The sequence below is a fragment of the Vibrio sp. N418 genome (assembly GCF_000222565.1).
Taxonomy (GTDB): Bacteria; Pseudomonadota; Gammaproteobacteria; order Enterobacterales; family Vibrionaceae; genus Vibrio; species Vibrio scophthalmi.
In genome coordinates, this window is record NZ_AFWD01000072.1 from 19,536 (window position 1) to 32,355 (window position 12,820).

Below are 12,820 nucleotides of genomic sequence, written 5' to 3' on the forward strand. Positions count from 1 at the left end.
AACGGACATGAAAAATATAAAAACACTCGCGCTTTCTGCGGCGGCAATTGCTCTAGCTTCATGGGTAGGTTACAGATTTTATCAAGCTTACCAGCCTAAGCCTATTCACCTACAAGGTCAGATTGAATCTCAGCAATACAGCATTTCGTCCAAAGTCGCGGGACGTATCGACCAAGTTCTGGTTCACAAAGGTGACGTGGTCACCAAAGACCAACTTATCTTCACCATTCACAGCCCTGAAATTGAAGCAAAATTAGAGCAAGCTAAAGCGGGCGAAAAAGCGGCGGATGCACTAGCGAAAGAAGCAGAGAAAGGCGCACGTAGCCAACAAATTCAAGCGGCGAAAGATCAGTGGCGGAAAGCAAGCGCGGCTGAAGAGTTAGCTGAAAAAACCTATCTTCGCGTCAACAACCTCTATCAAGATGGCGTTGTTGCAGAGCAAAAGCGCGATGAGGCCCTAACTCAGTGGCAAGCAGCAAAATATACACAAAGTGCCGCTTTCCAAATGTATCAAATGGCCAAAGAAGGCGCTCGTGATGAGACCAAAGTCGCGGCAGCTGAAAAAGCGCGTATGGCCGCAGGCGCAGTCGCCGAAGTGGAGGCTTTCGCCGCCGATACACAAGTCATGAGTTGGTTTGATGGCGAAGTTTCTCAAGTCCTATTGCAAAGTGGCGAGCTAGCGCCTCAAGGTTTCCCTGTGGTTACTGTGGTTGATAGACAAGATTCGTGGGCGGTGTTGAATGTTCGTGAAGATTGGCTGAAACACTTCCAAAAAGGAGCAACATTTAACGCTTATCTACCCGCTTTGGACAAAACGGTTGAGTTTACCGTGACTCACATTGCTGTGATGGGTGACTTTGCAACATGGCGTTCAACTGATGCTTCTCAAGGCTTTGATTTGCGAACTTTTGAGGTCGAAGCTCGCCCAACCAAGGCAGAACCAGAATTGCGTATGGGCATGAGCGTAGCGGTTGAATTGTAATGGCAAGCGATTCACACACTATTAGTCAATGGCAGATAGTTCGGCGAGACGGCTGGTTGCTTTCCAGCCTAACGTGGTTGCCGGTTGCCTTGGCGCTATCGATTTGGGCCGTCTTCTCACACGGGATCGCTCGTGACCTGCCTATCGCCGTGGTGGATTTTTCTCATAGCGAAATGTCTCAAACCTTAACGCGCTACTACGATGCGACGTCAAGCATGGCTGTGATCCAGCAATTGCAAAGTGTTGAACAGGCGAAACAAGCACTGGTTGAGGGTAAAATCTACGCTTATGCGGTAATCCCAAGCAACTTTGACAGCGACGTATACAAAGGTTTAATGCCGCGAGTCTCAGTCTTTTATAACAGCCAAACCATCCTGATCGGTAAGTTAGTCAATTCCGCCTTTTTGCAAGCACAAGGGACGTTTAACGCTCAAGTTACCACGATGAAGAATCTTACTCTGGGTAACCAAACCATCACCAGTGCGATGGCAAACGCCGTCCCAATTCGTACGCAAATAACCCCACTGTTTAATAAAAACAGCAACTATGCGCAGTTTTTAGTGTCAGCGGTCGTGCCTGCATTATGGCAAATCGTTGTAGTTGTGAGTACGATTTTAATTTTAACGGCCAATCACCGCATGCGAGGTTTACGATCTTGGCTCGGTGAGAGACCCGCAAAACAAATCCTAAATACATTAGCGCCCTACTTGCCTATTTTTGTTCTACAAGGTTTTGCGTTTTTGTGTTGGTTCTATATCGGTTTGAAATGGCCAATGAATGGCAGCTTATTCCTGCTTGTTGTTGGTCAATTTGTTACCGCGATTGCCTGCATGATCATGGGAAGTTTTTTCTTCTTTATGACACTCGATCCTGCGAGGGCGATGAGCTTTGCTGGCGCATTCACCGCGCCTAGTTTTGCTTTTATGGGTATCACCTTTCCAGTGACCGATATGAATAGCTTGGCGCAATTTTGGCGGAGTTTATTACCCATCAGCCACTACATCGAACTGCAAGTTAACCAAGTCAGCTACGGCGAACCCTGGCCCATTGCGATCAATGAACTGTTACCGATGCTGGGCTATGCCCTGCCATTGTTGCTCACTCTTGTGCTGGTGAAAAAGCACTTAAAACAGGAGCAAGTAGCATGAGTTTGTGGTCGTTAATTAAAGCAGAATTAAAAGCCCTGTTTACCAATCCAGTCGTCATGCTCACGGTATTTGGCGGTGTGGTTTTCTACTCTTTTCTATACCCATTACCGTATAGCAATCAAACCCCGCTAGAGCAAAAAATTACTGTCGTAAATTTGGACCTGAGTCAAACCAGTTACCAGCTCGAACGTATGGTTGATGCAACACCACAAGTCAATATTGTCCGCAGAGATAGCTCAATCATCGGCGCCAAAGAGGCGTTTTTAAACGGCGATGTGAGCGGCATATTAGTAATTCCAGAACACTTCTACAAAGATCTGTTAATGGGTAAAAGCCCCACTCTGGCTTATGCAGGTGATGCCTCTTATTTCTTGGTTTACGGCACTATTGTCGAAGGTTTAGCCCACGCAGGCGGCACACTAGCGGCTAAATCAACCGTCAGTAAATTGGTGATTGAAGGAACTCCGCTTGAACAAGCGGTGAATCAATACGCACCAAGTCAGCTCAATATGAAGCCTACTTTTAATCCTCGCATGGGCTATCTAGATTATGTTGTTCCGGCGGTTTTTGTTTTAATTTTGCAGCAAACACTTGCCATGGCAGCAGGATTGCTTGGCGGGACACAAAAACACGGTAAAGGGTATTGGAGCCGCACGCCAGCGCTCCAGCTCATCACGGTTCGCACCTGTATCTTGGTGATAATCTATTACCTACTTAGCATGTATTACTTCGGTGCTAGCTTTACGATGTACAGTGTTAACCAACTCGCCCCTATCAGCCAGTTGCTCACCATGCTACTGCCGTTTTTAATCGCCACCAGCGCGATCGGAATATGGCTTGGGCAAATATTACCACGCCGAGAATTAGTCACGCTGGTGGTACTGATAAGCTCCATGCCACTCATATTCAGTGCGGGTTTTATTTGGCCGACACAATCCATTCCTAACATTGTGCTTTGGCTAGCGAATCTCTTCCCAAGTACCGCCGCGATACAAGGATTCTTGGCGCTGAATCAAATGGGGGCTGATTGGCAACAAGTCGCACCACATTACACCCAGCTTTGGCTACAAGCCATCGCTTGGTTTAGCTTGGCGCTTTGGTCAGTACATCGAGGCAAGCAGAAAGCCCACCATAAATAGTGAGCTTGCTTATTAGCTGTTATCGATAAAAATAAAGCGTGGTCAATCAACCACGCTTTATTTTTTACTCATATATTTAGCCGTCTTTCACCACCAGTGATAAAGCCTATTGCCATGACTGCCAGCGACTGCGCATTTTCTCAATCACCGCTTGCGATACCCCATGAATATTTTGATACTGACCGAGACATTCAATCACTTCAAATTCAGCCCCTAACCTCTTCGCCATCTGATAATAGTGTTTGATTTCCCAACGGCGAACGAACGTATTGGAAACCACTACATCTTGACCATTTTTAAGGGTCGCTTCCGTTTGCGCTTGGCACCACTGATGGGCATCTTCCAATTGCAACGGATCAAAATGATACTCACCGGTTGTGAGAGCAAAATACATATCCGCTTCAAAATGAGCAGTTTGATAAGTGCTTGCCAAAGTGCTCTTTCCCGAGCCGGGTAAACCACGAATAAGTGTTAATTTAGGCATACTGCTAATGGGGCTTAAGGGATATTGAACAATTGCTGTTGATTATACTTAAATTTGTTATCGACATCTCAAATTGATTCAGGTAAGTTTGGATGTATAGACGTCCAAAGCTGCTTTAGGGAGAAAGCTGTGCCGATTAGGATCCCCGATCAATTACCCGCTTCAGATGTGCTACGCGAAGAAAATATCTTCGTTATGCCCGAAACTCGTGCTGCGACACAGAACATTCGTCCACTGAAGGTGTTAATCCTCAATCTAATGCCGAAAAAAATCGAGACGGAAACTCAGTTTTTGCGCCTGTTATCAAATAGCCCGCTGCAAGTAGATATTGAATTGCTACGCATTGATAACCGTCCAAGTAAGAATACACCCACTCAACATCTTGATACCTTCTATCGTCAATTTGAAATGGTCAAGCAACGTAATTTTGATGGCATGATCATCACCGGTGCCCCTCTGGGTTTGGTGCAATTTGAGGATGTGATTTATTGGGATCACTTAAAGAATATTATGAGCTGGGCCAAAGAACATGTCACCTCGACGCTATATGTGTGCTGGGCTGCGCAAGCGGGCTTAAAACTGCTCTACGATTTACCAAAACGAACTCGTAAAGAGAAACTGTCCGGCGTGTATCGCCATCAAGTGCAGCAACCTTACCATGCTCTACTGCGTGGTTTTGATGATGAGTTTCTAGCGCCCCATTCTCGTTATGCTGATTTTTCGTCAGAGTATTTAAGCGAACACACTGATCTGGATATTCTAGCCACATCCGATGTTGCTGGTGTTTACTTAGCGTCAACGAAAGACAAGCGCAATGTGTTTGTTACAGGACACCCTGAATACGATGCCCATACCCTACACAATGAATATGTGCGAGATAGTAATGAAGGGATGGAACCCGTGGTTCCGGTAAACTATTACCCAAATAATGACCCACAGAACAATCCACGCGCCAGTTGGCGTAGCCATGGTCATCTATTGTTCTCAAACTGGCTCAATTACTGTGTTTATCAACAAACACCGTTTGACCTTGAGCACTTTAGTGAAGCGAACTTTACTAAAGACGACTAATCGGAAAGACAAGAGTAAACCACTCTCGAACAACGACAACACTCCCAAAAGGCCATCACGCATGGCCTTTTTTTACATTCTTTGCTGCCGTTCAACTCGCATGTTAACCATATACTCACCCGCTCTACAGGGCTTTCCGCGCGTTGCCGTGATTATAATCCCCTCATAACCAAGGGGTTGGTCATGACATTTTGTATTCGCAAAGTTATCACAAATAACCAGACACTTATCGCCACCAGCTGTCTGTTATTACTTTCCGCCTGTGTCACCATTCACACCGATGAACGTGTAACACTCAATATCTCATCCCAAGAAAAAGCCGAAGCACGGATTGAGCTTGGGATTGGCTATCTGCAACAAGGTAATCTAGCAAAAGCGCGAGAGAATTTTGAAAAAGCCCTGCAACACACACCTGATTACTATCGCGCTCAACTCTCACTCGCCCACTATCACCAACAAGTTGGTGAATATCAATACGCGGAAAACTTGTATCGCAATACACTCGCCTTACACCCCAACAATGGCAACGTACTCAATAACTACGGTACCTTTCTTTGTAAACAAGGTAACTTCACAGCGGCTGAAGGTTATTTCAAACAAGCGATCAAACAGCCGAGGTATTATTCCATTTCGGCTAGTTACGAAAATGCCGCCTTTTGCGCCATCAAATCAGGAGACATCAATAAAGCAATGCTCTATTTCTCAAGAGCAATTGATTATGAACCGACTCGCCATCGTGCAGTATTGAACTTAGCAAAACTTGAAATTAGCCAGAGCCAACTGAATGAGGCTCGCTTGCGATTGTTTCGATTAATGCAGACCGAAGAGTTAAATTTGCCTGTGAAGCGCAAAGTACTTACGTTAATGATTGCACTAGAAACCAAAGCCAACAACGCAACTCTTGTCGAGCGCTATCAGCAACAACTGGCCGAAATCAACACATGATCTGGGATAACGATAGAGCCGCGTCTCAACCACCAATATCAATCACGGTCACAAAAAAGCCCGCATTAGCAGCGGGCTTAAACAGAGTTTTACGAGTATTAGCGAGATTTAAGCGATAACCATGCCGCTCGCTGAGCTTGGTCTTTAAAGCTCCACGCAACAAATCGGCTGATCTTCTGCCCTTGGCTCATCTCGACAATCGTCACTTGCTTGGCAGCCACTTTTTCCAAGTTTTTGCACAACCAACGGACGTTATCTTTTTTTGAAATCAAGGTCGTAAACCATAGCACCTGTGTGGCAAACTTTTCACTCTCATACGCGAGGTTTTTAACAAAAGAGGCTTCGCCCCCCGGGCACCATAACTCGGCTTTTTGACCGCCAAAATTGAGCGTGGTGCTTTGTTTTGATGCGGTTTTTACTGGTGTAGACGTTGCCTTCTCAGCTTTCACATTGCCGCGCTTTGCCTTATGTGCATTAAGGTTGGCGATTTTACGCTCGGTGCCTTTCTGTGCTTCTTCTAACGAACTATGAAAAGGTGGATTACACGTGGTCACATCATAGTATTCACCCGGCTGTATGATGCCTTGGAAGAAATGACGACTGTCACTTTGCAAGCGACACTCAACATTACCGACTAATACATCGTTCTCTGTGGCGATACGATTTGAGTTGTCCACTGACACCGAATCAACATCGCTGCCCACACAGTGCCAGCCGTATTGCGTCGCACCGACAATCGGATAAATACAGTTAGCGCCAACACCAATATCCAGCGCCCTGATAAGCTTGTGGTTAAGCTTTGGTGCTTCTGATGAAAGCAAATCTGCTAAACGATGAATATAATCCGCACGACCAGGGATAGGCGGACACAAATACCCCTCAGGTATATTCCACTGCGTGACACTGTAATGTTCAGCCAGTAACGCTTTGTTTAATAGCTTCACCGCAATAGGATCATCAAAACGGATCGTCGCTTCACCAACTGGGTTTTTAACCACATGTTTTGCAAGCTCGGGAAGCGCTTTCACCAAGCGTGCAAAATCGTAACGTCCTTGATGAACGTTACGCTTGTGCAGCCCTTGCTGACCTTTCAGTTGAGTAATGTTTGTCACACTACTCGATGACACTTTGTCGCTCTTAGCGCTCATGCCACGTTTTACACCGTTTTTATTGGCCGGACGCTTGGTTGACGACCCTTTGGTTGTTTTAGCGGATCGTGGGGCGCGCTTGTCGCGCGGCGCATCATTTGTACTCATAGCGAATTGGTTACTTCTGTTCTCGATAAATCATAAACAAACGAGCATCCAGCTCCAATTGATGATATTCAGGTTCCATATGACAGCAAAGTTGATAGAACGATTTGTTATGATCTTTCTCTTTTAAATGGGCAAGCTCATGAACCACGAGCATACGCAATAAGGGTTCTGGTGCATCTTTGAACATGCTAGCGATACGAATCTCGTTCTTCGATTTTATTTTTCCGCCGTGCACCTTCGCAGTATAAGTGTGTAGCCCTAACGCGTTATTAATTAGGTGGATCTTATTGTCATACACCACCTTACTCAGTGGTGACGTTTTCTTCATATATTGGTTTTTCAGCGCGATGGTATATTCATACAACGCTTTTTCACTTTGAATCTTATGACGCTCTGGATAGCGTTTTTCAAACCAAGCACAGAAACGGCCAGACTCAAGCATTTGTGACACTGGCGTAAGGATATGTTCAGGATACCCTTGGATATAACGCAACGCAGGATTCATAGTGACTCGACAACATAATCAATAACGGCCTAAGTTTACCCCAATTACCCGCACTCATCACTCGAATCATTGTCGCATGCGCGCTATTCGCCTATACTCCAGCCAATTTCTTCATCTCCTGATTTAAAAAGGCTCAGTATGAAAAGACTGGTTTTATATGTCGCCGACAAATGTCCACACTGTAAAGATGCGCAGCGCTATCTTGACTCAAAAGGCTACCCATACCGTTTGACCAACGCAAAAATGCAGCGCGGACGCAAAGAACTACAAGCGATGGGTGCTCGCTCTATCCCTGTATTGAAGATCGGTGACCAAATTATGGTCGGTTGGAATCAGAAGAACTTTGAGAAGATGTATCAAAGTTAGTATTACTTCAGGAAGTTAAATGGGTGGAATTTCCACCCATTTTTGTTTTAGCCAACGCAACTCGTTACCTACGCTCTAAACCCCCATACCGCATCAATCAACTTAATCATCAGCTCTTTTGAAATCTCTTCACCATCTTTTTCTGGTAAGTATTCAACAAAATCCGCGCCGATAAACTTAGGGTGTTGAGCGATTCCATAGACTAAATGCAACGCTTCCCTTGCGCTCAAGCCCCCCACATTTGGCGTCGCGCAGGCTCGGAATACGCTGCCATCTAACGCGTCGTAATCAAACGACAAATAAACATGGTCATACTCTTGTTCAACCTTAGCGAGTAATTGTTTCAGCACCCAATCAATACCCAACGATTCAATCATCGCCATATCGAAATTGACCATGTCATAGCGCTGCATCAATTGATGCTCGTTAGGCATTAAATCACGGACCGCCACGTAATACACATCACGAGGGCTGAGTGCCAATTCTGGCTCTACTTGCCAACCATTGTGAAGATATTGGTCCATCAATAGCGCCAAAGGCTTACCATGTAAATTACTGGCCAGACTGTTATTACAATCGGCGTGAGCATCCACCCAGATCACCGCCACTCGCTTACCCTGTTGTTTTTGATAATACTCTAATGCCGCTTGAACAGTGCCCACGGCGATAGAATGATCGCCGCCCAGAGTGATTGGCACACGCTGGTTCTGATACGACGCTATCACTTTATTTTTTAGCTCATCACAATAGTGTTTGAGGGCAGACTCTTTTTGCGCCTGCGCGATCATATCAAGGACTTTTTGCGTCGGTTGTACATCTCCGAGGTCGCGTATATCTGCCCCCCAACGCTGATTCCTCACCGCCATCCACTCCGTTAGACCCATCCATGAACCTTCATTCAATCGTCGTAGCCCCTCTACCGTATTTTCACTCGTTGGGTAACAACCCAGTTGATTAAAGGGGGCACCGATAACATCGAAGGTTCTTGGCATAGATAAACTCCTTAATATGCTCTGTTTGATTTGGTGGTTGATTTAACACCTTAAAGCTTGATAACTCGCTCTCGACTATTGAGCTACTAGAAAGACCTGAGTTAGAGAGCCACTTCACACGCTATCGCCCTTTACTCACTCGATAGCATAACAATTATCATCGTAGGCAAGGCCAATATGCACCCAGCCTAATAGCAATAATTGAAGTTCAAATACGATCGTAAATTTATCTTCTTAAACAACAAAACAAATGTTGACAAGTGTCACTTAGCTCTTTAATATCCGCCGCCAGCAAGTAAAGGGTTTGAAAAAACCACTTGTTTTACAAAGTATTACCCGCACAGATTCAGCTGATTTCGGTCAGTTGTGTTTCTATTTTTTAAAAGTAGAGAGACAACAAATTTGAGATTCGGCATGACTACACAAACTACCTCAGCTCCAGCGTCAAACGACAGCCAAACATCTTGGCAATCTAAAGCAATTCTTAGCGTAGCATTCTTAATGGCAACCACTTCTGTGGGTCCAGGTTTCCTTACGCAAACGGCTGTATTTACCAACATCTACAAAGTCGACATGGCCTTCCCTGTTTTCGCTTCAATGTTTATCACTTTTGGTATTGTGATGAACTTGTGGCGCATTGTTGGCGTATCTGGTCTACGCATCCAAGACATTGCGAACAAAGTGGCTCCAGGTATGGGTTACGCTGTTGGTATTCTACTGGCACTTGGCGCAGTCGCTTTCAACTTTGGTAACGTCAGTGGTGCGGCTCTAGGCATCAATGTGCTAACCGGCATTGATACGACTTGGGGAGCATTGTTTACCGGTCTGGTTGGTAGCTTACTTTTCGTCGTGCACAACGCGTCTAAACGAATGGATCAAATGGCGCGCTACCTTGGCCTATTCATGATTATCCTTATCGCTTACGTCGCTATGACCAGCCTTCCACCAATGGGTGAAACGCTAACAGCCGCGGTGATGCCTTCTGATTTTAGTAGCCTTCTTTTGCCAACGCTTACCATCGTTGGTGGCGCGGTCGGCGGTTACTACACGGGCGCACAACGCCTAGTTGATATCGGCTTGCAAGGTAAAGAAAACATTCCTTCAATCAAAACGGCGGCTTGGGCAGGTATTTCAATCGCGGTTGTGATTCGTATTCTACTGTTCTTGGCCGTGTTTGGTGTTATCTCAGCAGGAGCGGTACTCGATAGCTCAAACCCAGCAGCAGATGCTTTCCGTCAAGGTGCCGGTGAAACAGGTTACTTCATCTTTGGTTTGGTACTGTTTGTCGCGTCAATTACTTCGGTAGTCGGCAACTCTTACATGGCTATCTCACTGATCAAAACCCTATTCCCAACGGTTGCTCGCAATGAAAAAGCATGGTGTGTGGCATTTATCCTAGTCACTAGCCTTGGTACAGTAACGATGAACATGCCAATTTTACTGCTGATGCTAGCCGGCCTGGTGAACAGTATCATCCTGCCTATCGTTCTTGGCATGGTACTGGCTGCAACACGCCGCAAAGACATCATTGGTGACTACAAACACCCAATGTACCTAACGGCGATTGGTGTGACGATTGTGGTGGTGATGGCCGCTTCAAGCGTGACCAACATTGGCAACTTCGTAAGCAAGTTTATGGGCTAACCTCGCTCCAAAACAGATAATACATTCCAACGACAAAAGAGCCGCTCGCGGCTCTTTTGTCTATTCACCAACCGCAATCGGCTCATTCAAGGTAAAACTTTTTACAAATTCGATAAAGGTGCGATCGGCAATCGAGAGATAGCCATCTTTGCGCCACGCCAACGCTAAATCGAGTTTTACGGGTTGCTCAAAAGGAATACCCACCACGTCAGATTCATGATGGGTAACTAATTCTAGCAAAGCGGTAATCGCAAATTCACGCCGCACGATACTCAAGATCAGAGGTAATAGGTTGGTTTCAAACGCACACTGTAGTTGATGATTGTGCTCCTTTGCCTTTGCTTCGATATAGTCACGGTGAAAGTAGCCATCTTTAAACATCACCAGTTCTTGTTGGAAAAAATCATCGAAGCGTAGCGAACTATAGTCAGCAAAAGGATGCTCTCGGCCAACCACCGCCACCATTTCCGAGCTGAGCAGGTGATCAGTTTCTAGATCGTCGGGCACGTTATCTTGATTGATCACACCAATATCAAGTTCCCCATCCAATAACATTTGGCGAATGGAGCTCGTGCCTGCATCAATCAGCACCAACTTTAAATTGGGATAACGGCTTTTAAACGCCATTAACACCTGCGGAAAAAAATAGGAACCCATCATACTGGGTGCACCTAATCTTACTTCTCCTTTCTCCAACCCTTTCAACTCATCCATTGCCAGCTTTGCATCTTCGATTTGTTGCAATACCCGTTTAGCATGCTCCAATAATACACGCCCTTCATCGGTGAGTTCGACGCGCCTTTCTTCTCGACGAAACAATTCCATGCCAAGTGTTTGCTCAAACTTTTTAATCGAGATACTCAGTGCGGGTTGGGCAATGTGTAACGCTTTGGCGGCATGAGTAAAATGACCAAATTCCGCTACGGTAACAAAATACTTGAGCTGTTTTGAATTCATGATATACAAATTATATTAAGGTGATATTTTTAATATATTTTATTTATTCCCATCTCGCTGCTAATTTGATCACAACCACAACGATAAATCAGAAGTCCCATGATCGAATGTCGCACACCGCAGTATCAAAAAGTCACGCTAAGTCTGGCACTTGGCTCATTTTTGATTTTCTGTAACTTATACCTATTTCAGCCCATGCTGCCTTATATGGCTAACCACTTTGCCGTATCTGAAACTCAGGTCAATTGGATTTTTGCTGCGACCACCCTCGCCCTTTCAATTTCATTAGTTCCTTGGGCGGTGGGCTCTGAACGGTTTGGGCGACGAAATGTGATGTTGTTTGGGCTACTCGTTTTACCTGTTATCAGCCTTGCTATGCTGTTTACTGATTCATTGATCGGTTTGGTATTACTGCGTGCAGTAATGGGCATCGCGTTAGCCGCTTTCGCGTCTGTGGCAGTGGCTTACATGGTAGAAGAGCTCAGCCCAAAAGCCTTTAGTCAAGCGATTGGCACTTACATCGCTGCCAATTCACTGGGCGGTATTAGTGGTCGAATCCTAGGTGGGATGTTAACCGAACATCTAGGTTGGCAGTCAGCCGTCATTACTATGGCTATTTTAACCATAATCGGTGCCTTTATCGTAATCGGGTTATTGCCGCATCAGCGTCACTTTAAAGCGCAGAAAGGGATGCTTCGTTATCACAATCGCGCACTACTTTCCCACCTTCGCAATCGTACCATCTGGCTGGCGATGTTGATTGGTGGCCTCAACTTTGCCCTATTTGTTAACCTCTATTCCGTGATGGCGTTTCGCTTGGTCGCGCCCCCTCATCAATTACCGATTGGTATCGCCTCGATGATCTTTCTCTGTTATCTGGCGGGGACATTAAGCTCCAAACTCACCGCAACATGGAACCGCCACTATTCAGCCATTCACGGGATGATGATTGGAACCACCATCAGTTTACTTGGGATGCTCGTGGCCTACTTTGATCAACTTATCTGGATGGTCATGGGATTGTTGCTGATCAGTTTTGGCGCATTCTTTACCCATACTCTTGCTTATGCCTGGGTGAGTCAGAAAGCGAAACGAGCCAAAGCGACGGCAACCGCACTTTACTTGGTGCACTATTACATTGGAGGCAGTTTAGGCGGGTTCTATTTAATCTACAGCTGGCAACATGGCGGCTGGGCAGCTGTCATCCTTGCCGGTAGTGTACTCTACCTATTGATATTTTGGCTCTGCCTGCGCCTACAAACGAAACCTAAAAACCAACTGGCGAAATCTGGTATCATTACGCGGTAAAACTAGCCTCATGCCATTATAAA

13 protein-coding genes are annotated in these 12,820 nt (G+C 45.7%); 8 read left to right on the forward strand and 5 right to left on the reverse strand.

Annotation, left to right across the window (positions count from 1 at the left end):
• Nucleotides 1-7 precede the first annotated feature (7 nt).
• Genes RH86_RS16025 through RH86_RS16035 form a run of 3 tightly spaced genes read left to right on the forward strand, consistent with a single transcriptional unit; the run spans nt 8 to nt 3,269 of the window.
• A complete protein-coding gene (locus RH86_RS16025; protein WP_009387256.1) occupies nt 8-982 on the forward strand; it encodes an HlyD family secretion protein in 975 nt (324 codons plus the stop codon).
• The gene (locus tag RH86_RS16030) at nt 982-2,130 is read left to right on the forward strand and encodes an ABC transporter permease (protein WP_009387257.1); all 1,149 of its coding nucleotides are present in this window, start codon (nt 982-984) and stop codon (nt 2,128-2,130) included. The genes RH86_RS16025 and RH86_RS16030 overlap by 1 nt, the downstream gene beginning before the upstream one ends.
• Nucleotides 2,127-3,269 carry an ABC transporter permease gene (locus RH86_RS16035; protein ID WP_009387258.1) on the forward strand — a complete coding sequence of 381 codons (1,143 nt, stop codon included), beginning with the start codon at nt 2,127-2,129 and terminating at the stop codon, nt 3,267-3,269. Before RH86_RS16030 ends, RH86_RS16035 begins: the two co-directional genes overlap by 4 nt.
• A gap of 106 nt (nt 3,270-3,375) precedes the next feature.
• Here RH86_RS16035 and RH86_RS16040 read toward each other — a convergent pair whose 3' ends face one another.
• Nucleotides 3,376-3,753, reverse strand: a complete 378-nt coding sequence (locus RH86_RS16040; RefSeq protein WP_009387259.1) for an AAA family ATPase — start codon at nt 3,751-3,753, stop codon at nt 3,376-3,378.
• Between the two features lie 129 nt (nt 3,754-3,882).
• Between RH86_RS16040 and metA the strand changes: the two genes are divergently transcribed.
• Together metA and pilW are read left to right on the forward strand one after the other, a co-directional pair.
• Nucleotides 3,883-4,824: a homoserine O-acetyltransferase MetA gene (gene metA, locus RH86_RS16045; RefSeq protein ID WP_009387260.1), complete on the forward strand. Its 942-nt coding sequence runs from the start codon at nt 3,883-3,885 to the stop codon at nt 4,822-4,824.
• Nucleotides 4,825-5,007: 183 nt separating this feature from the next.
• A complete protein-coding gene (pilW, locus tag RH86_RS16050; RefSeq protein ID WP_009387261.1) occupies nt 5,008-5,769 on the forward strand; it encodes a type IV pilus biogenesis/stability protein PilW in 762 nt (253 codons plus the stop codon).
• A gap of 98 nt (nt 5,770-5,867) precedes the next feature.
• On the opposite strand, the gene rlmF is transcribed toward pilW, so the two are convergent.
• Both rlmF and RH86_RS16060 read right to left on the reverse strand, forming a co-directional pair.
• Complete coding sequence (rlmF, locus tag RH86_RS16055) at nt 5,868-7,025, reverse strand: 23S rRNA (adenine(1618)-N(6))-methyltransferase RlmF (RefSeq protein WP_009387262.1); 1,158 nt, start codon at nt 7,023-7,025, stop codon at nt 5,868-5,870.
• Between the two features lie 10 nt (nt 7,026-7,035).
• Nucleotides 7,036-7,530 carry a M48 family metallopeptidase gene (locus RH86_RS16060; RefSeq protein ID WP_005597512.1) on the reverse strand — a complete coding sequence of 165 codons (495 nt, stop codon included), beginning with the start codon at nt 7,528-7,530 and terminating at the stop codon, nt 7,036-7,038.
• A 138-nt stretch (nt 7,531-7,668) separates the two neighbouring features.
• Here RH86_RS16060 and RH86_RS16065 point away from each other — a divergent pair, with 138 nt between their 5' ends.
• A complete protein-coding gene (locus tag RH86_RS16065; RefSeq protein WP_005597514.1) occupies nt 7,669-7,896 on the forward strand; it encodes a glutaredoxin family protein in 228 nt (75 codons plus the stop codon).
• Nucleotides 7,897-7,964: 68 nt separating this feature from the next.
• On the opposite strand, the gene RH86_RS16070 is transcribed toward RH86_RS16065, so the two are convergent.
• Nucleotides 7,965-8,888, reverse strand: coding sequence for an arginase family protein (locus RH86_RS16070; RefSeq protein ID WP_009387263.1), 924 nt, complete (start codon nt 8,886-8,888; stop codon nt 7,965-7,967).
• Nucleotides 8,889-9,302: 414 nt separating this feature from the next.
• Between RH86_RS16070 and RH86_RS16075 the strand changes: the two genes are divergently transcribed.
• Nucleotides 9,303-10,532 carry an NRAMP family divalent metal transporter gene (locus RH86_RS16075; protein ID WP_009387264.1) on the forward strand — a complete coding sequence of 410 codons (1,230 nt, stop codon included), beginning with the start codon at nt 9,303-9,305 and terminating at the stop codon, nt 10,530-10,532.
• A gap of 60 nt (nt 10,533-10,592) precedes the next feature.
• On the opposite strand, the gene RH86_RS16080 is transcribed toward RH86_RS16075, so the two are convergent.
• Nucleotides 10,593-11,489, reverse strand: coding sequence for a LysR family transcriptional regulator (locus tag RH86_RS16080; protein WP_009387265.1), 897 nt, complete (start codon nt 11,487-11,489; stop codon nt 10,593-10,595).
• A gap of 99 nt (nt 11,490-11,588) precedes the next feature.
• Here RH86_RS16080 and RH86_RS16085 point away from each other — a divergent pair, with 99 nt between their 5' ends.
• Nucleotides 11,589-12,797 carry an MFS transporter gene (locus RH86_RS16085; RefSeq protein ID WP_009387266.1) on the forward strand — a complete coding sequence of 403 codons (1,209 nt, stop codon included), beginning with the start codon at nt 11,589-11,591 and terminating at the stop codon, nt 12,795-12,797.
• Nucleotides 12,798-12,820 lie beyond the last annotated feature (23 nt).

Bases quoted from the DNA above. Each gene is read 5' to 3' on its own strand.
- RH86_RS16040 (WP_009387259.1), bottom strand. From the start codon at position 3,753: ATGCCTAAATTAACACTTATTCGTGGTTTACCCGGCTCGGGAAAGAGC.
- rlmF (WP_009387262.1), bottom strand. From the start codon at position 7,025: ATGAGTACAAATGATGCGCCGCGCGACAAGCGCGCCCCACGATCCGCT.
- RH86_RS16035 (WP_009387258.1), top strand. From the start codon at position 2,127: ATGAGTTTGTGGTCGTTAATTAAAGCAGAATTAAAAGCCCTGTTTACC.
- RH86_RS16060 (WP_005597512.1), bottom strand. From the start codon at position 7,530: ATGAATCCTGCGTTGCGTTATATCCAAGGGTATCCTGAACATATCCTT.
- RH86_RS16070 (WP_009387263.1), bottom strand. From the start codon at position 8,888: ATGCCAAGAACCTTCGATGTTATCGGTGCCCCCTTTAATCAACTGGGT.
- pilW (WP_009387261.1), top strand. From the start codon at position 5,008: ATGACATTTTGTATTCGCAAAGTTATCACAAATAACCAGACACTTATC.
- RH86_RS16080 (WP_009387265.1), bottom strand. From the start codon at position 11,489: ATGAATTCAAAACAGCTCAAGTATTTTGTTACCGTAGCGGAATTTGGT.
- RH86_RS16075 (WP_009387264.1), top strand. From the start codon at position 9,303: ATGACTACACAAACTACCTCAGCTCCAGCGTCAAACGACAGCCAAACA.
- RH86_RS16025 (WP_009387256.1), top strand. From the start codon at position 8: ATGAAAAATATAAAAACACTCGCGCTTTCTGCGGCGGCAATTGCTCTA.
- RH86_RS16085 (WP_009387266.1), top strand. From the start codon at position 11,589: ATGATCGAATGTCGCACACCGCAGTATCAAAAAGTCACGCTAAGTCTG.
- RH86_RS16030 (WP_009387257.1), top strand. From the start codon at position 982: ATGGCAAGCGATTCACACACTATTAGTCAATGGCAGATAGTTCGGCGA.
- RH86_RS16065 (WP_005597514.1), top strand. From the start codon at position 7,669: ATGAAAAGACTGGTTTTATATGTCGCCGACAAATGTCCACACTGTAAA.